Below are 20,495 nucleotides of genomic sequence, written 5' to 3'. Positions count from 1 at the left end.
TTCATGGGAATATTTATATTTTTAACTACTCTAAAAATCTTTTTTTGATATCCGGATTAGGGATAAGACATTGTTTTTGTTTGCCAAACCATTTGTATCTATTTTCTGCAATTTTTTTGTAATAAAGGTTCCGAATAGGTTTTGGGATTATAAAAAGGATGAAAAATAATTTGCAACTTCCTTTTAAGTGCCTACAAATATTCAATATGGCATCTGATTCTGTATAAGCCTTATTATTATCAATTAATACCACGCTATCTATTGTTTCACTAATGTTGTATTGATTTAATAACTGAATACCTATGTTACTTTGGCGTGATGCAAATTTAAAACATCCTTTAGGATCTCTTTTAATAATAAATTGAACACTTTGATTACATAAGTTGCAGTCTCCATCAAAAAGTATAATTCGTGTCATTTATAACCCTTTCTAAAACGTTTATTTGAATGCTTTTTATTTTAACTGAAAAGAGAATATAAATACACTGATTGTGAATTATTGAATTACGAAGAGTTTTTAATAAAAACGCTATTTTAAATAAAAGAACAGTTAGCAAAAGCTAACTGCTCGGTTCTCCAAGGGGGAACAAGGAGAAAGTAACTTAATGGGTTGTCTATAGTATTGACGGAATATTGAGTTTTATTCACGAGAGATTAGATTCTAAAATTTGGATTATGATAGTCGATATTCTCCATATTGACCAGAAAAGAACTAAAAGTTCTAGTAAAATTCCAAGGGGTCTTTTCTTAGTTTTTTGAGATTCTTTTATCAAATAGCCAATAGCACAAATTGCTAGAAGAATGAAAAGAATAAGTTCGAGTATAACTGGCATTCTATCTACTCCTAAAAATAATTTTGTATATAACGATTATAAGATATTTTTTAATGATTGGTAGTAAAAAATTCAACAAAATAATCCTTTTAGAAGAAAGTGAGGTTAAGAGAATGGAAGGTAACGTAAAGCTATTAGGCGCAGATGGAATGTGTGGAATGGAGTTTACGGGAGATAAGGTCGATATTTATAACGATGAAGGATACGTAATGGAGAGTATGACTACAAAGGAACATGTTCAAGAAGTTATTGATTTTCTTGAAGAGTACAAAAAGGAAATGGAGGAATAAAAATGGGACTAGGAAACAGAGGAATGCATTTTGAGAAGCTTATTAATTTATCGAATGAAATGTATCAAAGAGAGGGAGTGGCGCTTATAAACAAGCGTCCGACTCCTGTGAAGGTATTAAAAAGTGCAGGTGGACGAGTGTTAAATGGATTCTATGAAGCTAAAAGTACAGTAGACTATGACGGCGTGTATAAAGGACGAGCAGTAGCATTTGAAGCAAAGTCAACGCAGAGCCTTACACGATTCGATTTAAGTAACATTGCACAACACCAATTAGATTACCTGGAGAAAGCAGAAAAGATGGGAGCGGTATGTTTTTTCCTTATAGAGTTCAGTAAGGATCAAACGGTATTCTTGGTACCTGCATCAGTTGTTCAATCTTACGTAAGGATGCCTCATCAACCAAATGGCAAGAAGTCTATACCAAAAGCGGACTTCGATATTTATGGATACTTAGTAGAACAAACAGAACGAGCGCCAGTTGATTACTTACAATACGTAGATGAAGCGGTAGCACCAGTTATGTTCGATGGAATGATTCAATTTGATCAGGACCATAAAAAGGTAGCAAATAACATTGAAACAGCAAAAGAGAAGATGTTCAACAAGAAACGTAAATTATTAAAGGCTTAATGGATAACGGAACCATGCAGAGTGGATGGTTCCGTTATTCAACAAAGAGATAGTAAAATTTCACGTACCTGATGTGAATGTAAAAACCAAAATTCGAAATAGGGGGATTCCTTCATGGAGAGACAATTAACATTATTACCAGCTATCGATGATAAGAAAGTACAAAAGGAAGTAGTAAGTGTATTAAAGGAGTATAGAGCACTCAAAATGAGATTTAGTAATGATGTGGAGCAGGAAGGAATCAGTTTATTCCCTGAGTTACGTGATTCAAGAGTAACAAGCAGAATGAAGGTACAACAAATAGAAAAGGCATTAAACAATATTCTTGATAAAGATGAAAGAAACATCATTACTATGAAATTCTTAGATAATAAACCAGTTAAAGATTCATTCGTACAAAACGAATTGATGATGAAGAACTCATACTTTTACGAGAAGAAGAAGAGTGCAATTAAACTGATCGCTACTACATTAGGAATCATTTGAAAATGGCAGAGAAATAGCATATTTTTTGGGGAGTTTTTGCAAATAAAAATAGCGGTAAATTATAGGTACAAGCCCTTTGACAACCGCATAGCGAAGAGGATTAGTACACCTATAAGTGAAACGTTCTTATGCGAGAATGTCACGGTAACGTATACCGCATAGTAGGGCGGGCAAGGCGGTACGAACCCGCGTTAAGACGAAAAGACCGATTGATGTATTACAATGACATATTCCAGTGTGGCGGGTGTGAGATAACTCGCATTCGTCATGCTGTTTCTATTATATTTATCAATCAGCTCGGAATGCGTCCTCTGGGTTGATAATAAATATAAGTCTATTACTCTCTAGTATGTCGGTTCTTGAAAATGGAATGGGGGTGGTTGTTCTTGATTGAACAAACATCACGTTTCTGAGTCCCCCAAACAAGTTGTATACGTATCTCGTACATTAGTAATTATTCACGATTCTTATTAATGACCAAAACGAGGGCAAAGAGTTCTGCTCTTTGTTTGAGCCAATACAGCGGAAACATTCCCCTTCCGTCCCCTTAGTGTATTGGTTCAAACAAGGCGTTGGAATAAACACATACGTCTTGATATAAATCCTTTATAATTCGATATTGGCCAGCAAAAGCAAAAGCCGAAGTATTGAGCCAACTCTATGGGTTAACTATGGGAAAGTTTATAAAACATATTTTTTGAATTATTTAATACAAATATATATAATTATATTGATGTCAGTATATTAACTAGTTAAAAATGGGGAAAGAAATATGAAGATTATATTTGATGTGGTTAAAGATGAAAATTTTGATTTTACTTTATTAGAAACAAAATTGCTGAAAACTTTTAAAGAAGTGGATAATGTAGCAATAGTTGAAAAGGTTGAAGATAAAATTTTTGAAAAAGATAATGTACCAACCCATTTAGCGGAGATTACTATTAATGTTACAGGAAAGAATATCGGATATAGATCAGTTTCAGCTAGTATATTTATTGTTCTAGAAATCCTATCAATGAAACTATTCAATATTAATATTAGTATACATTAAGCATCCAATATGGATGTTTTTTCTTTGTTATATAAAAATTACATATTAAACATATATTTATACGTTTTGTTCCTACACGTTTAGGAATAGTAATAAAAAGATGATACCGATGAAACCATATAAAAACAAAAAGAATCCTAAGATGGGTAGTTTTTTATGAAAGCCGAGCATGATAAACCTCCTTGGGTATATAAAGGATTATAATATATCCTTGGTCTATTTAGAATACTAACCATGAATTGGATGGAATTAGGCATGATTAAATTGATAGACATTAGACATTAAATGTATTTAATGAGTCATCTATGTATAAAGATAATCGATAATCATACAATGATATGGAAGGTCTTTTCTAACGTGTTAGTTACCTCAATGTATATGTATCTTTTGGCGCCTGGCCGAGGGTGCTTTTTTATTGCACATTATGATAAGGACAAGCATATTATGTAATAGGACGAGTTCTTCGTGTCCTATTCAATGCTCAGGATAAACCCCATTTCACATTGAGAGCACCCTCGTTATTGGTGCTCTTTTAAAATGTTCTTATTCATATCGAAAATGTTTTAACATACAATAAGGCGAGAGTAGGCAAAAGAGTCAACGATACTCTAATAATTTGAAAGAGCGTCCATTAAAGGCGCTCTTTTATTTTGAACAAAATGGACATTTGATTAGGAGGGTGAAGTATGGAAGAACAAAAGAATGTGATTTCAATGAAAGTACATGTAGATACGAAGGAAGCGAACAAACGTATCGAAGAACTAATAGAATTAGTTAATAATTGCACTGCTGGATTTGAGAGGCTAAGTGAAGCAATGAAACTCTTTAAAGCTGATATGCATTGGTCTAACACGTATTATATATAATATTTCGTGTTAAATTTCACTCCCTTTCTAGTAAAATAGCATATGCTCCTTCAGAAAACGATTTCATTAATCATTATGAAATAAAAAAACGACTCACAAGTGAACTGTATGCCATTATATAGATTAACATAATTGGTAAGATTCATCATTAAACTTTTAGTTCTTAATATAAAAAAATTGTAACTATTCTCAGACATACAGTGCATTCAGAAGTTTTCGGCATATAGATTGTTGCTATTTTTATCTTCGTAGTAGCAGGTTATTTTGTTCATTTGAATTCAACTTATTAGTGATATAGTAATCTAATATTTCATCAATAAGCTCATAATTTTTTATGTCCTTCATTGTGCAAATGGTTTTTATTTTATTAAGTGTTTCAGGCGATACTTTTATATTTTTTCTGTCTGCTGCTGACAATGAATTCTTTTTCTTTGTTGCAGGATTACTTTGAATAGGTGCCACAGTAACCAAGTAATGTTTATCCAAAATGACCACTCCTTATGTACTTTTAAATATCTGTTAAGATTTTAAATTTACTTTGTTGTTCAGGTGTCAGTTTATTATCTACATAATGATTTATAAGTAAATCAATGATTTCATGAGTGAATTTCGTGTTGGTAATTTTCATTAGTGCTTCAAGTTCTTCTTTGGATTGTTTAGGGATTTTAATACTTCCTTGCTGGTTTTTGAATTTCTTTTTATCTGTTTTAGCATTTGAATCCGAGCTTTCAGTAATAGGCGTAACGGTTACTACAAATGAATTATTCTTATTTTCCACAGATACCACTCCTGTTATAAAAGTATAAATTTATAAAAATATTTATGAGAATAGGTATAAAATTTAATTTTATACCTATTCTCGGTTTTTCTTTAGTTCAAGTACTTGTTTCACTGCGTTTTTTACTAATTTTTGTTTTGGCGAAGGTAATGAAGCGACTTTTTCTTCAATTAACATATTTATAACTTCATAGATTTTCATATCTTCAATTGTAGCTAGTGTTGAAATTGCTGTATGTGTTTCTAATGAGACACGGAAAGATTTTGGTAACTCTTTTGTAGTAAGTTTTCTCTTGGGCTTTTCAAAGAGTTTATCACTTTCAGGGAAAGTGCGTTCCTGCTCTTCTTTGTTTTCTGGCGCAATCGTTACAGAGCCTTCAGTTCTTTTTCTTCTCATACCAAGTTGTTCTTTGTCTATATTGGGGTCCCACCCCATCGCCATCAAGCTAAGGTTATGCAAGTTTAATCTCATGTGAGATTTTTTCTTTTTTCTAAAAATCCAGTGTAAGCTCTTTAAAGATTTTTATACCAAATAAACCCTATCGGGTTTCAATTTTTTGAATTACGCTACATGATTGTGAGACAGGGAAAAGTCATAGACGACGCCTAAGATATCAAAGACTGTTTTCTTCTCATACCTATGGGATTTTCGTCCGTTTTTCTGTAAAAGATTGAACAGACGAAACAATATCTTTGTTAATTCTTGGGTGTCTTTTTGCAAAGATTGATAAATAAGTGAAAAATAATCTTTTATGATATAAGTTGCTTTATATTCGCTTAATTCTCGCTTCTTCTTGATGAGGAGTAGTTGGCGCATTTGAAACATGGTAGAGGAACAAAGAAGGATACTTATTAATTGCCCGTATAAGTGACATTCTAGTCTTTCTAATTTTACAGAACTACATTGATGAATACGAAAAAATGATTTCCATGTTTTAAAAATAAGCTCAATTTGCCATCGTAAGGAGTAAAAATCGTATACTTGCTCTTTTGGCAGATATTCCAATGGAATATTTATAACGTAAAAGTTAATTGCACTAAGCCGCTTACTGCGTTCTTTATAGGCTATTTGCTTCTTATGTTCTTTAGATGCTAAATCCTTTTGTCTACGCTTCATTTGTGTTTCAGTTAATTTATACAGAATAAGTCTTGCAGGAAGCTTTTGATACATTCCAATATAGATTTCAGGAATTTCATATGTTTCACCGGACTGTAATTGGTCAATAAATTGTTCCATATCTAATTGGATATACTCAGATTGCTTTTTTATGGTTCCATTTTGAAAGTATTCAGGTTCTTTATTCTTCTGATATATACGTGTATTAAGCTTTAATCGTGAAATAAAATAAGCACCACACTCGCTTATAGTATGTAAATCTTTTAAGTCGAAATATCCTAAATCCCGTATAAATACGTCGTTCGGTTGAAGGGATGTTAAACAAGTAGAAGCATAAGTTTTATCATTGTGTTTTCCTGATCCTACATGAACATGAAGAAATTGACCACTTAGTAAATCATACTCTAGTTGAATTTTTACTCCAGCACTTTGACCGCTACCACCTGAACCTTGATATGTAGAAGTGAATTTATCTGGAATTTGAAAATGTGTAGAATCCAATATACGGATACGTCGAAAATAGTTTGTATACAAAGTTGGAATCTTGCTAGAAGAACAAAATTGTTGGTGAAGTAAATGTGCTAAGAGTTGTTGTAAAAACTGAACAGCCTGAGGGTTAAAACGTTGATTGAGTCCCTCTGGACTCATAGAAATACCGGTGTTAGCTTCTAATCGACTATATAATCGTGTCAATGAAGAACGAGCCACATTTTGACTTAACCAGACACACAAAGCTACTAAATCTTGTGCTCGATATTTACTTTTTCGTTTAACAAATCCTATATTTTTAGCTAATTGCTCTAAAGCATCAGGTAACATATATCGTTGTAACTCTTGGGAATACAATTGCAGCTCATCTTGAATTGAAAAGCACATTATAAAAACATCCTTTCTTTTGATTCTAAAGAAAGGTTAACGCTTTTTCCGTTTTTATAACAGGGTTTTTCGAAGGTTTTCATTTAATCCTAATTATATTTTTTATAAATTCTAAAGCACATTCCCTATTTTTGGTATGATAGACAGGAACTATTTTTTTAGAACAGGAGACAATAAATGAAAAAAATCATATTAGGATTATTAGTTATATTTCTACTTATATTTATGTACATGTCTTTAGTAGGAGATGAGAATAAGAGTTCTTTAACTCCTAATCTGATTTCAAAGATAAAATACTTAGAGACTGATTCTGTTGCTGGAGGTACATTTAGAGATTATGGCCAAGAAGCAAAATCAGTGTTTGAAAAATTAAGTAGTCAGAAAAATGTTGTAACAAAAAAAGATTTTTGGAAGAAGAAGTTTTTTGAGGAATCTTCTCAACGTAACATTGACTTTGTATTAGATGATGGTAAAAAAATTAAATTCAAAGTATTACTTTTTAGTGTGAAACCATACTTTGATGAAGCGTATGTTCAACCTATAGGAGATGATTCCATTTACCACTTAAATAAAGAAGATGCAACAGATATAGCAACCCAATTTGCAAATCGTTAATACTTTTCTTGAAAATTTATGTTTTATATCTATCAATTATAAAATAAGAACATCCCCAAACGAATTTTTTCGTTTTGGGGATGTTCTTATTTTATTAGCTTGATGGGTATGGAGTACCCCCTTAGGTTAAATAAATTTCGGCATAGAAGCTATTTTGAACGTAAGAAATTTGTAAGGAATGGATAAGAAAAAAGATATTTTTATTGTGTAGGATAAAAATATAAAGAAGAGTGAAAGGGGGATTAGATAAGATATATTTATGTGAAAAACAAACTAGTAATAAGAGTGTTCTAAGGAAAGTTTGTTAGGAAAAAAATAATCATTATGAAGATAATTACGAATTCCAGGTTGCACTTTTGTCATTGGTGGAGATGATAGCTGTGTAGTTAATACGAAACAATAAGCAACCATACAATATGAATAGAGGAGAGGCATGCCTTATGAAAACACGTAGTCAAATTACATTTGCAAGTCTGGCCCTTTTAATAACTGGAAGTTCCCTGCTATACACATCGCCAACCTCAATTGTAAAAGCAGAGTCCACTCAAAATGTATCTAGTTCGTTACACGCCAGCACTCAACGAGAGCGTAATTCCGTCAAGCAATGCGGGATACATTACAACTTGGATTCCCGGGGATACTTGCAAAAACTTCTGAGAGTGGAAAAACGTGGGGTTATGCCGCTGGGGTAGCGAATCTGAGCACCAAGAAACCAATGGAAACAGATTTTCGCTTTCGCATTGGCAGTGTGACGAAGACATTCACCGCAACGGTTGTACTTCAATTAGCTGGAGAGAACCGCCTGAATCTAGACGACTCCATCGAAAAATGGTTGCCTGGTGTCATTCAAGGAAACGGATATGATGATAAACAGATTACTATCCGGCAGATATTGAACCATACAAGTGGTATTGCTGACTACTTAAAGTCAAAAGGCGTTGATATGATGAATACAAAAAAACATATACCGCTGAAGAAATAGTGAAGATTGGGCTTTCTCTACCTCCAGACTTCGCCCCTGGAAAGGGCTGGTCTTATTCAAACACAGGATACGTATTACTGGGTATCCTTATTGAAAAAGTAACCGGAAACAGCTATGCGGAAGAGATTGAAAATCGGATTATTGAACCGCTTGAATTGTCGAATACATTCCTACCTGGCAATTCAAGCGTTATTCCAGGCACCAAGCATGCCCGTGGATATGTCCAACCAGACGGAGCAAGTGAGCTAAAAGACGTTACCTATTATAACCCAAGTATAGCTAGCTCGGCTGGAGATATGATTTCTACTGCTGACGACTTAAACAAATACTTTTCTTCCTTGCTCGGTGGCAAATTACTGAAGGAACAGCAACTAAAACAAATGCTTACTACAGTTCCTACAGGAAGAGCAGGAATCGATGGATATGGTCTTGGAATCTATGAAACTAAGCTTCCAAACGGGGACACACAGGTGGCATTCCAGGGTTTATTACTCTGGCTGGGGGTACACTTGGAGGCAAGCATACGTTGGCCGTCAATTTGAACAGTACGGGTAGAGCTAACAGTCCTGATCCTTTTAAAAATATTTTACTTGCTGAATTTAGCAAATAGGCAAAAAGGAAAAACGGATAAATTTTTTCATAGTTTTTATAGTTAAATATATACCTTTCTGGTTCAAAAAACCCATCGCCATCAAGCAAAAAAATTATAGTACCCCCAGAACGAAATTTGGCGCTAACTTGTAACAAAAAAACTCATTTTTTCGTTTTGGGGAACAACCAATTTCTTAAGTTGATGGGCATGGGGCACGTCCCGAAAATGCGGATTTACAACGTTAAGCCGCTTATATCACTCGAAATTAAAGATTTAACAACGATAAGAATTTTGAAACAAGTCATATGAGACATTAAAAAGCCTTATTCCACGTTATATTAACCTTGTCTCAATAGACTTTACTCTATTGGGACGAAAGAGAAAACGTTGATATATAAGCCTTTCTATCCCTAACATTGTTAATCCGCATAATCCTGACGCTACCCCATATAGAAGTTAATCAACTACGGTATATACAGTTAAATAAAAAACAATTTCTACATATATTTTTTGTGGTAGAAATTGTTTTTTATCTATATTTGTAAGTAACAGAATTATAAAATTTAACTCTGTTTTTTTCTATAACATCATCATCACCAATAAAAACTGCCATTCCTTCCTCTAGATCTGATTCTGTAGTTTCCCATACATAATTTAATTTTTGTAAACACTTTTGAGGAGGATTATACAACTGAATAATGTTAGTATTCCCTCCTTTACCAACACTCCAATCCCCAGCTTGGGAACAATGAGAGAGATATTTTTGCGCTTCCCAGAGCCGTTCTTCAGGGGATTGAAAAAGACCTATAAAAAACAGCGCAAATAAACAGACAAAAAATAAAAAAATAAGAAATCTTAAAATACGCACGAGTTACTCCTCCATCTAATTAATAAAACGAATTCCATATATGTAGGGTTTAAGTGGACACTGTGGGACACTTCTATAAAGAGAGAAGGGAGCATAACCGAAAATGGTATACTCCTTTTTTATTTTCTTACATCATTAGCAATGTCAAGATTTAATTCCTTCCAATCTTTGATTGTATTGATCTACTTTCCTATCATGATCATAAATCATCTCTATAATAATTTATGTTTTTTTTAAAATGTACACTAGGTGTAATATAATATATTTCTTATTAGAATTATAACAAACAGTTGTATAGATAACTAGCCTTGTTTTTTAATCAATCTATCTCTAGACTTATACATAGAGTTCTTATTTTGGAAAACTAAACCAAATATAGGGGTTGATTAGTATTTTTATATATTATTTTCTAAATTTAAGAAATGTCTCGAAAGAATTAGGTACAAAAACTGGATATGTAAAATGCATCTAAACAACTGAATCTACAATCTCCACCTAAATGAGCATGCCATGTAACATAGCTTACAAATTTGAAGTACTTACATAAGATCAGATTTCATACATTAAATCTAGTTTTGAAGAGTAATAAATTAATTTGGTATAGGGAAAAGGAGGATTGATGAAAGATTTTTGTGAGTTTGCTATACAAAAAAATAGTGCCAAAGACAATGAAACTATCTTTGGCAAAAACGTGTCATTAATTTTATTTCTTTTTTTTCAGTAAGGTCGCTATCACAAAGTAAAGTAAGGTTCCTATGATTCCAGCAAAAAATACTTTTTGCTCTGAAAACATAAAAGACATACCATATGCTATTACGATAGAAATTACTAGACCAACATATAATTTGTTAAACAATTTATGTGTTAAAAATCCTGTTAAAAAAGAAATAAGAATTGGTGTTCCATATAACGTAAATTCAAACATTTACAAAAACTCCCTTTTTTAAGATATTATTCAACATTTCCAACATTCTAAGTTATTTTAGAAAAGAAATCAATAGAGGAGGATTTACAAAATGAAAAAATCGTTACTTAGTATTCTTTTTGTTTTCACACTATTTATTGGAGGAAAGGCAGCTTCTGCCGATGAAAAAATGTTTGGAGATTATAATGAAATTGCAGAAAAAATGAGACAAGATGGTGCTTCGGAATCTGATATTTCAAGTGTAATTACGAAATTACAAAATGATGAGCCTCTGGATTCAGAGAAAACATCAGGCGAAGAAGTGTTATTTAATTATACTGAATTAGAAATGGCTAATAACCCATTTGCAGCTACTGCGGAAAACCCGAAAAAAGTTAATCGTTACCCTGACGGTTCATATAACATTGTTGAATTAGATATTGAAAGTGATGAAGAAGCTGCTACTCCATATAGTTCTGGAAGCTTCAAAACAATTAAAGTTACAGGTAAAAATGCGCTTAGTAATGCGTCATATAGTGCTAGAGTATATTTAAACACTCATAATGGAAACAATTACATCGATAAAGTATATGGTAAAAATATTCACACTATAGCTGGTACTTTCAGTGATGATAAACTTGCAATTAGTCGTAAGACTGAAAATCGTTCACAGAAAATTACAGCAAAATCAAGTTTATACTTTAAATATACAAATTATAAAAATATGTCTTCTAAAACAATTTACTTAAGAATGCATACTGGTGATAGCTTGAAAGATAGATTAGGTATCTGGGTATCTATGACTGATGGCTCAGCAAGTTATAAATAAGTATTATTGGCTGAATATTATTTTTAATTCCTAATATAATTATAAAATAATGTTTATTGAATTTATTTCGTAACGTAAAGAAATACTTTCCTATTAGGGGTAGCACCCCATGCCCATCAACTTAAGAAGGAAAATAAAATGAACTTTCGTTCATATGAGGGGTCCCACCCCATGTCCATCAAGCTAAGAAAAGAAAATACCCCAAAACGAGAAAATTGGCATCTCACGGTGAAAATGTACATTTTTTATTTTGGGGTTTTAAAAATTGTTAAGTTTATAGACATGGGGCATCATCTTGAAAATATGCTTAGCGTTGTAAATCCGCATTTTCCTGGAATTTTCCTTTATTATGTCCTTGTCTTATAAATAATTCCGCAATGATTAAATTCGGTACCCACGCTAACCAAGCAATAATAGCGTAACTAAGTTCAAACTGCTCTAACCCAAATAGTAATACAAATAATGGTAGCCAAATTCGTAATGTAACTGCTGCAAAGGTTAAGGAATAATTTCTGATCATCCAATTCTGATGGTCTTGAATTTTTTTATTCTTAACTCTATTTAATGCTTGATATGCTGATGTTAGCCAAAATACGGATAACAAGCCGAAACCAAGCTTTGCTACCAATCCCCCCATAGCGTAAAAGGATAAGTACAGTCCTGAAATGCCACCTAATAATATACCAACCATATAGATTCTCCCGACCATCCGATGACGGCTGATATTCTTTTCTCTAAATTTTGTGGATAATGTAAACGGACCAATTACTAATGCTAATATACTAGTTGTAATATGTAAAAATAACATAATATACCAAAAATCACTTAATTTAGATACATACATCAGCTTCGCTTTTACAAGTCCTGTTTGAAATCCATCTAAAATGAAATATTGAACAACAACATAACTAGCTACTAAAATAGCTAAAAAAGTAAATATAAACCAAATTTTCCTATTCAAATTTAACTACCTCCTTTTTACATTTAAGGAAATTAGATTAAATATAACTATTTATTCTGAGGGGAAATAAATAAGCCTTCTTTAATGATCTATTCCACACAGAAGAATCTGAAGCGAGTCCATATTCCGTAAAGTTTTATCATCTAATAATCATTATATGACAATATATTCAAGTTGAATCGCTCGTAGTATAAACTTTTGTCCTTTCCAATAATCAACTGCCATTTAAACTTTCCCTCCGTTATTTGTATTTTGATAGTTGATAATAATTGGTCTGAATAACTAATTATGTATATTATATACTATTTATAGCCGATTTAAAATAATGGTAGCACCACATCGCTATCAAGCTAACAAAACTAAATTTCCTTAAAATGAAAAAATACGCTATTCTTTCTGTAGAATAATAGGAAAGGACGATGTTTTTGGCATGAACTTATCGACTTTTGATGAACTAGAATTATTTTCTAAAGAATTGCAACGATATATGTCACCTGGTGCTTTAGAGCAATTAGCTAGAGAGATAGGATTTGTTCAACGAAAAAGTAAATATCGTGCACAAGATTTAGTAGCTCTTTGTGTTTGGTTAAGCGAAAACATAGCAAACACTTCATTAACACAACTATGTAGCCGATTAGAAGCTAACACAGGTATTTCTATGAATCCAGAAGGACTCAATCAACGCTTTAATTCCCAGGCTGTACAGTTTCTACAGCAACTCTTAGCACATTTACTTCACCAACAATTTTGTTCTTCTAGCAAGATTCCAACTTTGTATACAAACTATTTTCGGCGTATTCGTGTATTGGATTCTACACATTTTCAGATTCCGGATAAATTCGTTTCTACATACAAAGGTTCAGGAGGGAGTGGTCAAAATGCTGGTGTGAAAATTCAACTAGAGTATGATTTACTAAATGGTCAGTTTTTACATGTTCATGTAGGATCAGGAAAGAACAATGATAAAACGTATGGTTCTACTTGTTTAACGTCTCTTCAACCGAACGATGTATGTATACGTGATTTAGGATATTTCGACTTAAAAGACTTACATACCATAGACGAGCACAGTGCTTATTTCATCTCCCGACTTAAGCTCAATACACGTATATATCAAAGGAATAAAGAGCCTGAATACTTTCAAAATGGAACAATAAAAAAGCATTCTGAGTACATCCAATTAGATATGGAGCAATTTATTGACCAATTACAACCTGGGGAAACATATGAGATTCCTGAGATTTATATTGGAATGTATCAAAAACTTCCTGCAAGACTAATTTTGTATAAATTAACTGAAACACAAATGAAACGAAGACAAAAGGATTTAGCATCTAAAGAACATAAGAAGCAAATCACCTATAAAGAACGTAGTAAGCGGCTTAGCGCCATTAACTTTTACATAACAAATATTCCTTTGGAATATCTACCAAAGGAACAAGTATACGATTTTTACTCCTTACGATGGCAAATTGAACTTATTTTTAAAACATGGAAATCATTTTTTCGTATTCATCACTGTAATTCTGTAAAATTAGAACGACTAGAGTGTCATTTATATGGACAATTAATAAGTATTCTTCTTTGTTCCTCCACCATGTTTCAAATGCGCCAATTACTCCTCATCAAGAAGAAACGAGAATTAAGCGAATATAAAGCGATTTATATCATAAAAGATTATTTTCCACTTCTATATCAAGCTCTAAAAAAAGGCACCCAAGATATATCAAAGATACTACTGCGTCTATTCAATCTCTTACAAAAAAACGGACAAAAATCTCATAGGTATGGGAAGAAAACAGTATTTGATATCTTAGGCGTCGTATACAACTTTTCTATGTCTCACAATCATGTAGCGTAATCCAAAAAATTGAAACCCGATAGGGTTTATTTGGTATGCAAATCTTTAAAGCACTTACACTGGATCTTTAGAAAAAAGAAAAAATTTTACATGAAATTAAACTTATATAATCTTAGCTTGATGGACATGGGGTGGTACGCCTTTTATAAAAAAAGAGATGTACAACAAAGAAGAAGTAATATACGTTGTGAAGAATATCCTCATATTTTGTTAAAAGATACTAATAATTATATAATCATTGATTTATTGGATGACATTCATGCTACTGCAATCTATATTTATCAGCTAGATCGCCCTGCTGAGCAATGGATGTTTGATTTAGGATCTAATCTTGAATGGGAAAGTGAAAGTTTTGCTACACTCATTGGAAAATTAGAATTCAGTTCAATTGCTGAAGGCAAGGCAAAGATAAAAAGGCTTTATGTAAATGAGAAATACAGAAATCAAGGATTTGCTACATATATGATGAAAAAAGTAATAGCTTGGGGGCAATCTCAGGATTTTTCAGAACTATATTTGACTGCTTGTACTTCTGTATACAAACTAAGAAATGCGCTAAATCAAGATGAATTAATTTCATTTTATCGCAAATTAGGGTTTGAGAATATTTCTCCTAAATCAAATCGAATGACGTATAAATATTGTGATTCTGGTGTCGAAACTTAATAGGGGGGCAAAACATACTCTAAGCGAGTTATTGATGCCCCCCCTTAAAGTCATAATACAAAAAGTAAAGACCCCCAAAGGTGCCTTCCTCCGACTAGAACTATCCTGTATTAATGCCCTACTGATTAATAAATTAAATTATAAAAATAATTTGTTATACTTTCATGTACCCTAGTTGATATAATGTATAAGGCAATTATTGGTTAATTAATAACGAACATATATTAGGGAGGTATACAAGTCATGGAACTAATAATTTTTTCATTTGTATTAGTGGTAATATTCTTTGTTCTTTCAATAACTTTAAGTGGTAAAGGTCAGCGAATAGCAAAAGAAGTTTTAAAAGAGCTTATTAATGGTCCTGAGGGAAAAATGTTGGTAGGTTTTTTTGGGACTTTAGCAGTTATAGGAGTAATTTTTATCATTTGGTTTTTATTGAACTAAGCATTCCAGTTACTCAGGCTGATACAAGGTGCAAGAAAATTACTGGATAATTAAAGGTACATATATATTAGGAGGTACATAAGTAATGATAGATATAATCCAGTCATTCTTTTTACTAGTTATATATTCTATTCGTTATCTATTTTCAACAGGCGAAAATAGGAAACAAGCAAAAACAGATTTAAGGGAATTTTGGGCTGATACTGACGGACAAATATTATTGGGTGCTGCTATGGCGCTGGTGATAATAATTTTTGGTTATTGGTTTATGACGCAAATAGCTGTTTAATTAAAAAGAAAAGTATTAGAGAAAACAAGATATTAAATAATATACAAGGATCTCGCCATTTCTGTTGGATGGTGAGTTTTTTTATGTACAAAAGAAAAGACACCCTAAGGTGCCTTTTCTAATAGTTTTTAGCAGAAGCAACTGCATCCGATAATGATTAATAGAATAAACAATACCACTAATAAAGCAAATCCTCCAGCAAAACCGCAGCCTTCGCTGCAACTACCACCATATCCCATAACAATAGTGCCTCCTTTAGATCAGAGGGGAAAACTAGGGTTCATTCCATGCATTTAATGGGTTCACTTTACCTTATGTTTTTAAGTAGGTATTGAGCAGGTCCTTGTGAAAATAAAAAAAGACACCCAAAGGTGCCTTTTTTATTTTGGCTATCTTCGTTGTTAGGCATAGATATGCCTAATGGGGGGTGTTACAATGTACGTGATTGAACAATCCGATTTAGTTTAACGATTTGTTTTTCTTGTAAATTTGATAACATAAATTAATAAACAAAGTGCCAATAAGGCTTGAATAATTCTAGTTACTAAACTAATAATTGGATTAAAATCAAAACCTACTATAATGTGTAAAATTGTGTATATTGCGAAAAAGGTAATGGCTATTTGCAATAGTTTTTTCATAGAATATCCACCTTCTTTGGAAATTCAAATTTATAATAACAACGTTACAATTGCCCTTGCTGTCATATCTGCTAACCATGCAGGGCAGCCCATCTTTTTAAGCTGGTTTGATATAGCTGTTGTAATAGTTCCACTAAAACCAATGACTACATTAAGAGTTTTAACAACTACAGTATAACTCAAATATCCTTTTAATGCTTTTTTACTGTCCCATGAAATTGGTAATTTATCAACATATTGTCTTACACTTCTATCCCAAGCAACTCTCCCAATTCTATTTAGATTTTTTAACATTTGTTTTGCTGCTATCTTTGCCGCTTGAGATTTAGGACCGTATTGTGGCCCATCAACATTTTTGATAGATAATGGTAATGCTTCTCCAGGAACTTCTTTAGCTAATTCTTGTTCAATCCCTGTCATAATATCTTCAATTGAAATATTATTTTCTTTCAATTCTTTTTCTAATTTTAATAAATCTAAAATTTCTTCTTGGCTTAATCTTTCATCAACTGTTTCAAATCCTGAGGCTTTCACTTCTTGTACATTAAAGGTTAATGGGGCTGCAACGCCAAACATAAATGTACCCGCTAAAACTGCACTAATAATTTTTTTGGTTTGTTTGTTATTCACTTGGAAACTACCTCCTAAAAATAATATTATTTGTTAAAATTGTAAAATATAATATTTATATTTAATAGACTATTTTAATAGTTTTTAATTTGATATAATAGTAATAATTGTAAAATATTACCTGAAAACTAATTTGGACAGGTAGTCATTTTTGCTCCGATTTAATTATAGATGGGGGTTTACATGATAAAAAATAAAAGGATTTGCTACAGGTTACATGTTAGTTTAATGAAAAAAGAAATTCTAAGGATTCTTCCTCCGACTTGAACGATCCTATAGCAAAGTGTTACCCATTTCCATAGGGTGGAGAGGCTTTTTTATGTGCAAAAGAAAAACCCACTGTATTTTCATGACAGCGGGTTTTTGGATTGAGTATTACTATCTTATTGTATAAAAGGGAATTTCTGTAAAAATTATAGCATGCATTTAAAATTCTTATATTGAGAAAAAAGAGAAGGCACCCTAGGGTGCCTTCTCTTTTTGTGTTGGGGTAAATAAGAAGTACGGTTTCCAATATAACTGAAAAAAGAACAGGTGCTTGGATTTTATCACGATTTTTTTCTAAATGAACATGCATTATTACATATCATAATAAACCCCTCTATTTTCCATTTGATAAAATGAATTACCAATATTAATAAGATTCAAATAAATATTTCTACAAATTCAAAATATTTACAAAAATTACAAAAGTGATACATTTAAGATGCAAGCTATAAAAAATATTTAAGGGGGATTTATTATGTTCAAGAAATTAGTAGTTGGAGCATTAGCAACTGGTATCGCATTAACGGGAGGAATCGGGGCAGCGTCAGCAAGTACAGAAGGTATAGAGAACATTAAAAAAACGGCACCATCAATCGCAGAATTAGGAAATACAACATATTATTATAATTCTGATTATGGCTTCTGGTTCACACATGATAGCGATAGAGATGTATATAAAACTTATGAATTTTATAGTTCAGATGGATATTTTACTAACTATTTTGAGGATACAAATAGAAGAATTAAATGGTACTTTAAAGGTGTAGTTGGAGATGCACCAGGTGGCGGTAAATATGGACATTATGAAGGCAGACAATATTAATAATTTTACTAAAAAGCCCTAATATTTCAGGGCTTTTTTTCATAAAAAAAGACACCCTAAGGTGCCTTCCCCTACTTAATCTACATAAGACTTCTCTTACAGCACAAATATATCTGGGTTCCCACCCAATTCCATTTTACTACATCCGTTTATAAAGTTTAATTAATTTATTGGTGAGGTTACACCCATTTATACATTTCAAATACCAAATCATCTAACTTACTTGTCCATCTTAATCCAGAAATTTCAGGGAAAAGGGATCTATAATGACCCCAGTTTAAGATATGAATATCCTGAAATTCTAAATCATTTAGCGAGGATACACTTCTAGCGTTATATGCAGGTTTATGTACATAAATTAACAATCTTTCAGCCAAGTCAATTTCTACTGACCATTCAGTTTCAGTTGGGTTTTTAGAACCATGTAACCTTCCAACATATATTTTAGTGTTGTTAGAATCGTTAGTGTCCAGCCAATTTTCTTGGGAAATTCTTTTTCCTAGAGTCTGAAAATCGGCTTTTCCAATATACAATAGAACGTCATTACCATATATAGGGTGATTCCCATAAATCTGATAAATTCCATAATCGGTTTCTTCATTTTTTAGTTTTACGAGGTCTGTAATATTGTATGGTCCATCCCAAAGGACTTGAATTAAACTCGTTTTTGTAGTTTCCATAATAAAAACATCCTTAAATTTTTTTGTTAATGCTGGCGGTACCCCAAAAAAAAAAGACACACTAAGGTGCATTCTCCGACTTGATCATCTTAATTTTAATGATAAGGGTGCACTTTATGATGGACGACTTGCTATTATTCTGTATAGTTAACTTCTGTTACATGATCATGTTTGTTTACAATCATTCGTAACTGTTTATTACCCTGTTTATAGATGTAAATTTGAGTCCCACCAGCTCCCGTTTGTGCATCCGAAGGTAATGGAAGAATACTGTCATACTTCATAAAATTCGATCCGATCACAATTTTGTTAGCCACTTCCTGACTCAACGGGTGACTTTTGTTATATTGGGCTTCCTGTGTCTTTCGATCTTTTTCAATCTTTTGCTCATTTTCCCATTCTTTTTGAACGTGTTCACATGTTATTCCAACTTCTGGTGAACCGCAAAGTTCAGGTTCTTCTTTCTTTTGTTGTTTCACTTCACGTTGCTTTTGCGCTGCTTGTTGTTTACGGGCCTGTTCCTGCTCCTGCTCTTGACGTTGTTGTTCTTCTCTTTCTGCTTGTTCTTGCTTCGCTTTCTCTTCCGCTTGTCTTTGAGCTTCTGCTTCTTGTTTTGCTTTCTCTTCTGCCTGTTTTTGAGCTTTCTCTTCTGCCTGTTTTTGAGCTTCCGCTTCTTGACGTTGCTGTTCTTCCTGTTTCGCCTTTTCTTCCGCCTTTTGGGCTTTCTCTGTTTCTTTTTGTGCTTTTTCTTCAGCTTTAGAGTCGTTAGAGCTAATTGCTGTTTCGTTAGATGAGCATGCTGCTAATCCCATAATCAAAACGAAACCTATGAATGCGATTAATAGTTTATTGTGCATAATATGTCTCCCCTGGTGTATAAAATGTAAGATTTACTGAACTATCATAACAAACTATCAATCTGTGTATTGTCATATTATGTCGAATGATAATAGAAAAGACACCCAAATGCGCCTTCCACCGTCTTGGACTATCCTGTATTAATGCCGTGTCGATTAATAAATTAAATTATAAAAATAATTTGTTATATCTCCATGTACCCTAGCTGATATAATGTATAAGGAAATTATTGGTTAATTAAAGGTAAATATATATTAGGAGGTACATAAGTCATGGTATTTATAATAGTGTTATTTTTCATATTTATAATCTCTATTATTCTTTCATTATTTTCAAAAGGTGAAACTCAGCAAGAAGCAAAAGAAGTTGTAAATGACATTGTTACTGGTCCTAATGGGAAAACACTCTTAATCGTTACTGTGGTATTTGTAATCGGAGGGATATTTATTGTTGGTAGTATTGTAAATAATGGCAATGAACCACCTTCAAATCCAAGTATGAGAAACGATCGTACCCCTTTGAAATGTGCTCATTATGGTGGCGAATGGGACACTGGCGGTCTTTTTGGAGAAGCTAAATGTGTTTATAATAAAAATGATGAATCGGATAATAGGTAGTATGTAAAGGCCTTATCTTTTTATAGGAAGATAAGGCTTT

General features: G+C 32.5%; 27 protein-coding genes and 1 pseudogene. 14 read left to right on the top strand and 14 right to left on the bottom strand.

Annotation, left to right across the window (positions count from 1 at the left end):
* Positions 1-25: 25 nt before the first annotated feature.
* Both MR115_RS28265 and MR115_RS28260 read right to left on the bottom strand, forming a co-directional pair.
* On the bottom strand, positions 26-418 hold the full coding sequence (locus MR115_RS28265) for a thiol-disulfide oxidoreductase DCC family protein (RefSeq protein ID WP_242243607.1): 393 nt from the start codon (positions 416-418) through the stop codon (positions 26-28).
* Between the two features lie 226 nt (positions 419-644).
* Positions 645-833, bottom strand: coding sequence for a hypothetical protein (locus tag MR115_RS28260; RefSeq protein ID WP_242243605.1), 189 nt, complete (start codon positions 831-833; stop codon positions 645-647).
* A 113-nt stretch (positions 834-946) separates the two neighbouring features.
* Between MR115_RS28260 and MR115_RS28255 the strand changes: the two genes are divergently transcribed.
* The 5 genes from MR115_RS28255 (at position 947) to MR115_RS28235 (ending at position 4,158) form a co-directional block, all read left to right on the top strand.
* Complete coding sequence (locus MR115_RS28255; protein WP_242243604.1) at positions 947-1,123, top strand: hypothetical protein; 177 nt, start codon at positions 947-949, stop codon at positions 1,121-1,123.
* 2 nt (positions 1,124-1,125) lie between these two features.
* Positions 1,126-1,755, top strand: coding sequence for a Holliday junction resolvase RecU (locus MR115_RS28250; RefSeq protein ID WP_242243602.1), 630 nt, complete (start codon positions 1,126-1,128; stop codon positions 1,753-1,755).
* Positions 1,756-1,869: 114 nt separating this feature from the next.
* Positions 1,870-2,241 (top strand): ArpU family phage packaging/lysis transcriptional regulator, encoded by a 372-nt coding sequence (locus tag MR115_RS28245; RefSeq protein ID WP_242243600.1) that lies wholly within the window; start codon positions 1,870-1,872, stop codon positions 2,239-2,241.
* Positions 2,242-3,013: 772 nt separating this feature from the next.
* Positions 3,014-3,292 carry a hypothetical protein gene (locus tag MR115_RS28240; RefSeq protein ID WP_242243599.1) on the top strand — a complete coding sequence of 93 codons (279 nt, stop codon included), beginning with the start codon at positions 3,014-3,016 and terminating at the stop codon, positions 3,290-3,292.
* A 686-nt stretch (positions 3,293-3,978) separates the two neighbouring features.
* Positions 3,979-4,158: a hypothetical protein gene (locus MR115_RS28235; protein WP_242243598.1), complete on the top strand. Its 180-nt coding sequence runs from the start codon at positions 3,979-3,981 to the stop codon at positions 4,156-4,158.
* A gap of 240 nt (positions 4,159-4,398) precedes the next feature.
* Here MR115_RS28235 and MR115_RS28230 read toward each other — a convergent pair whose 3' ends face one another.
* From MR115_RS28230 to MR115_RS28215, 4 genes are all read right to left on the bottom strand, one after another.
* Complete coding sequence (locus MR115_RS28230; protein WP_242243594.1) at positions 4,399-4,644, bottom strand: hypothetical protein; 246 nt, start codon at positions 4,642-4,644, stop codon at positions 4,399-4,401.
* 22 nt (positions 4,645-4,666) lie between these two features.
* Complete coding sequence (locus MR115_RS28225) at positions 4,667-4,936, bottom strand: hypothetical protein (RefSeq protein ID WP_242243592.1); 270 nt, start codon at positions 4,934-4,936, stop codon at positions 4,667-4,669.
* 75 nt (positions 4,937-5,011) lie between these two features.
* Positions 5,012-5,371: a hypothetical protein gene (locus MR115_RS28220; protein ID WP_242243610.1), complete on the bottom strand. Its 360-nt coding sequence runs from the start codon at positions 5,369-5,371 to the stop codon at positions 5,012-5,014.
* A gap of 126 nt (positions 5,372-5,497) precedes the next feature.
* Positions 5,498-6,928 carry an IS4 family transposase gene (locus MR115_RS28215; protein WP_242243591.1) on the bottom strand — a complete coding sequence of 477 codons (1,431 nt, stop codon included), beginning with the start codon at positions 6,926-6,928 and terminating at the stop codon, positions 5,498-5,500.
* A 177-nt stretch (positions 6,929-7,105) separates the two neighbouring features.
* Between MR115_RS28215 and MR115_RS28210 the strand changes: the two genes are divergently transcribed.
* Both MR115_RS28210 and MR115_RS28205 read left to right on the top strand, forming a co-directional pair.
* Complete coding sequence (locus MR115_RS28210; RefSeq protein WP_242243590.1) at positions 7,106-7,543, top strand: hypothetical protein; 438 nt, start codon at positions 7,106-7,108, stop codon at positions 7,541-7,543.
* 440 nt (positions 7,544-7,983) lie between these two features.
* Positions 7,984-9,135 (top strand): annotated as a pseudogene (locus tag MR115_RS28205) (serine hydrolase domain-containing protein).
* 511 nt (positions 9,136-9,646) lie between these two features.
* On the opposite strand, the gene MR115_RS28200 reads toward MR115_RS28205, so the two are convergent.
* Together MR115_RS28200 and MR115_RS28195 are read right to left on the bottom strand one after the other, a co-directional pair.
* Positions 9,647-9,985 (bottom strand): hypothetical protein, encoded by a 339-nt coding sequence (locus MR115_RS28200; RefSeq protein ID WP_242243589.1) that lies wholly within the window; start codon positions 9,983-9,985, stop codon positions 9,647-9,649.
* A 703-nt stretch (positions 9,986-10,688) separates the two neighbouring features.
* Positions 10,689-10,910: a hypothetical protein gene (locus MR115_RS28195; RefSeq protein WP_242243588.1), complete on the bottom strand. Its 222-nt coding sequence runs from the start codon at positions 10,908-10,910 to the stop codon at positions 10,689-10,691.
* Positions 10,911-11,001: 91 nt separating this feature from the next.
* Here MR115_RS28195 and MR115_RS28190 point away from each other — a divergent pair, with 91 nt between their 5' ends.
* Positions 11,002-11,718: a hypothetical protein gene (locus MR115_RS28190; protein WP_242243587.1), complete on the top strand. Its 717-nt coding sequence runs from the start codon at positions 11,002-11,004 to the stop codon at positions 11,716-11,718.
* 307 nt (positions 11,719-12,025) lie between these two features.
* On the opposite strand, the gene MR115_RS28185 is transcribed toward MR115_RS28190, so the two are convergent.
* The gene (locus MR115_RS28185) at positions 12,026-12,679 is read right to left on the bottom strand and encodes a DUF2306 domain-containing protein (RefSeq protein ID WP_242243585.1); all 654 of its coding nucleotides are present in this window, start codon (positions 12,677-12,679) and stop codon (positions 12,026-12,028) included.
* A 430-nt stretch (positions 12,680-13,109) separates the two neighbouring features.
* Here MR115_RS28185 and MR115_RS28180 point away from each other — a divergent pair, with 430 nt between their 5' ends.
* From MR115_RS28180 to MR115_RS28165, 4 genes are all read left to right on the top strand, one after another.
* Positions 13,110-14,540 carry an IS4 family transposase gene (locus tag MR115_RS28180; RefSeq protein ID WP_242243584.1) on the top strand — a complete coding sequence of 477 codons (1,431 nt, stop codon included), beginning with the start codon at positions 13,110-13,112 and terminating at the stop codon, positions 14,538-14,540.
* A gap of 90 nt (positions 14,541-14,630) precedes the next feature.
* Positions 14,631-15,206 carry a GNAT family N-acetyltransferase gene (locus tag MR115_RS28175; protein ID WP_242243582.1) on the top strand — a complete coding sequence of 192 codons (576 nt, stop codon included), beginning with the start codon at positions 14,631-14,633 and terminating at the stop codon, positions 15,204-15,206.
* A gap of 243 nt (positions 15,207-15,449) precedes the next feature.
* Positions 15,450-15,650 carry a hypothetical protein gene (locus tag MR115_RS28170; protein WP_098210718.1) on the top strand — a complete coding sequence of 67 codons (201 nt, stop codon included), beginning with the start codon at positions 15,450-15,452 and terminating at the stop codon, positions 15,648-15,650.
* Between the two features lie 85 nt (positions 15,651-15,735).
* The gene (locus MR115_RS28165; protein WP_242243581.1) at positions 15,736-15,939 is read left to right on the top strand and encodes a hypothetical protein; all 204 of its coding nucleotides are present in this window, start codon (positions 15,736-15,738) and stop codon (positions 15,937-15,939) included.
* Positions 15,940-16,067: 128 nt separating this feature from the next.
* Here MR115_RS28165 and MR115_RS28160 read toward each other — a convergent pair whose 3' ends face one another.
* The 3 genes from MR115_RS28160 to MR115_RS28150 all read right to left on the bottom strand — a co-directional run bounded on the left by MR115_RS28160 (position 16,068) and on the right by MR115_RS28150 (position 17,210).
* The gene (locus MR115_RS28160; protein WP_080029753.1) at positions 16,068-16,178 is read right to left on the bottom strand and encodes a YjcZ family sporulation protein; all 111 of its coding nucleotides are present in this window, start codon (positions 16,176-16,178) and stop codon (positions 16,068-16,070) included.
* A 225-nt stretch (positions 16,179-16,403) separates the two neighbouring features.
* Complete coding sequence (locus tag MR115_RS28155) at positions 16,404-16,580, bottom strand: hypothetical protein (protein WP_002115188.1); 177 nt, start codon at positions 16,578-16,580, stop codon at positions 16,404-16,406.
* A gap of 30 nt (positions 16,581-16,610) precedes the next feature.
* Positions 16,611-17,210, bottom strand: a complete 600-nt coding sequence (locus MR115_RS28150) for a hypothetical protein (protein ID WP_001060801.1) — start codon at positions 17,208-17,210, stop codon at positions 16,611-16,613.
* 742 nt (positions 17,211-17,952) lie between these two features.
* Here MR115_RS28150 and MR115_RS28145 point away from each other — a divergent pair.
* Positions 17,953-18,300, top strand: coding sequence for an LCI fold-containing protein (locus MR115_RS28145; RefSeq protein ID WP_097817520.1), 348 nt, complete (start codon positions 17,953-17,955; stop codon positions 18,298-18,300).
* A gap of 179 nt (positions 18,301-18,479) precedes the next feature.
* On the opposite strand, the gene MR115_RS28140 is transcribed toward MR115_RS28145, so the two are convergent.
* Both MR115_RS28140 and MR115_RS28135 read right to left on the bottom strand, forming a co-directional pair.
* Positions 18,480-18,980, bottom strand: a complete 501-nt coding sequence (locus tag MR115_RS28140) for a hypothetical protein (RefSeq protein ID WP_097817519.1) — start codon at positions 18,978-18,980, stop codon at positions 18,480-18,482.
* 134 nt (positions 18,981-19,114) lie between these two features.
* The gene (locus MR115_RS28135) at positions 19,115-19,837 is read right to left on the bottom strand and encodes a hypothetical protein (protein WP_242243579.1); all 723 of its coding nucleotides are present in this window, start codon (positions 19,835-19,837) and stop codon (positions 19,115-19,117) included.
* Positions 19,838-20,110: 273 nt separating this feature from the next.
* Between MR115_RS28135 and MR115_RS28130 the strand changes: the two genes are divergently transcribed.
* Positions 20,111-20,455 carry a hypothetical protein gene (locus MR115_RS28130; RefSeq protein WP_242243577.1) on the top strand — a complete coding sequence of 115 codons (345 nt, stop codon included), beginning with the start codon at positions 20,111-20,113 and terminating at the stop codon, positions 20,453-20,455.
* Positions 20,456-20,495 lie beyond the last annotated feature (40 nt).

It is taken from the genome of Bacillus cereus group sp. BfR-BA-01309 (assembly GCF_022664315.1).
Classification (GTDB): Bacteria; Bacillota; Bacilli; order Bacillales; family Bacillaceae_G; genus Bacillus_A; species Bacillus_A mobilis.
The sequence above is the reverse complement of the archived record's forward strand: the minus strand, read 5'-3'. Positions and strand labels throughout refer to the sequence as shown.

Excerpts from the sequence above, each read along its gene's own strand:
- MR115_RS28265 (WP_242243607.1), bottom strand. The coding sequence starts at position 418 with ATGACACGAATTATACTTTTTGATGGAGACTGCAACTTATGTAATCAA.
- MR115_RS28260 (WP_242243605.1), bottom strand. The coding sequence starts at position 833 with ATGCCAGTTATACTCGAACTTATTCTTTTCATTCTTCTAGCAATTTGT.
- MR115_RS28255 (WP_242243604.1), top strand. The coding sequence starts at position 947 with ATGGAAGGTAACGTAAAGCTATTAGGCGCAGATGGAATGTGTGGAATG.
- MR115_RS28250 (WP_242243602.1), top strand. The coding sequence starts at position 1,126 with ATGGGACTAGGAAACAGAGGAATGCATTTTGAGAAGCTTATTAATTTA.
- MR115_RS28245 (WP_242243600.1), top strand. The coding sequence starts at position 1,870 with ATGGAGAGACAATTAACATTATTACCAGCTATCGATGATAAGAAAGTA.
- MR115_RS28240 (WP_242243599.1), top strand. The coding sequence starts at position 3,014 with ATGAAGATTATATTTGATGTGGTTAAAGATGAAAATTTTGATTTTACT.
- MR115_RS28235 (WP_242243598.1), top strand. The coding sequence starts at position 3,979 with ATGGAAGAACAAAAGAATGTGATTTCAATGAAAGTACATGTAGATACG.
- MR115_RS28220 (WP_242243610.1), bottom strand. The coding sequence starts at position 5,371 with ATGGGGTGGGACCCCAATATAGACAAAGAACAACTTGGTATGAGAAGA.
- MR115_RS28215 (WP_242243591.1), bottom strand. The coding sequence starts at position 6,928 with ATGTGCTTTTCAATTCAAGATGAGCTGCAATTGTATTCCCAAGAGTTA.
- MR115_RS28210 (WP_242243590.1), top strand. The coding sequence starts at position 7,106 with ATGAAAAAAATCATATTAGGATTATTAGTTATATTTCTACTTATATTT.
- MR115_RS28195 (WP_242243588.1), bottom strand. The coding sequence starts at position 10,910 with ATGTTTGAATTTACGTTATATGGAACACCAATTCTTATTTCTTTTTTA.
- MR115_RS28190 (WP_242243587.1), top strand. The coding sequence starts at position 11,002 with ATGAAAAAATCGTTACTTAGTATTCTTTTTGTTTTCACACTATTTATT.
- MR115_RS28180 (WP_242243584.1), top strand. The coding sequence starts at position 13,110 with ATGAACTTATCGACTTTTGATGAACTAGAATTATTTTCTAAAGAATTG.
- MR115_RS28175 (WP_242243582.1), top strand. The coding sequence starts at position 14,631 with ATGAAATTAAACTTATATAATCTTAGCTTGATGGACATGGGGTGGTAC.
- MR115_RS28170 (WP_098210718.1), top strand. The coding sequence starts at position 15,450 with ATGGAACTAATAATTTTTTCATTTGTATTAGTGGTAATATTCTTTGTT.
- MR115_RS28165 (WP_242243581.1), top strand. The coding sequence starts at position 15,736 with ATGATAGATATAATCCAGTCATTCTTTTTACTAGTTATATATTCTATT.
- MR115_RS28160 (WP_080029753.1), bottom strand. The coding sequence starts at position 16,178 with ATGGGATATGGTGGTAGTTGCAGCGAAGGCTGCGGTTTTGCTGGAGGA.
- MR115_RS28155 (WP_002115188.1), bottom strand. The coding sequence starts at position 16,580 with ATGAAAAAACTATTGCAAATAGCCATTACCTTTTTCGCAATATACACA.
- MR115_RS28145 (WP_097817520.1), top strand. The coding sequence starts at position 17,953 with ATGTTCAAGAAATTAGTAGTTGGAGCATTAGCAACTGGTATCGCATTA.
- MR115_RS28140 (WP_097817519.1), bottom strand. The coding sequence starts at position 18,980 with ATGGAAACTACAAAAACGAGTTTAATTCAAGTCCTTTGGGATGGACCA.
- MR115_RS28135 (WP_242243579.1), bottom strand. The coding sequence starts at position 19,837 with ATGCACAATAAACTATTAATCGCATTCATAGGTTTCGTTTTGATTATG.
- MR115_RS28130 (WP_242243577.1), top strand. The coding sequence starts at position 20,111 with ATGGTATTTATAATAGTGTTATTTTTCATATTTATAATCTCTATTATT.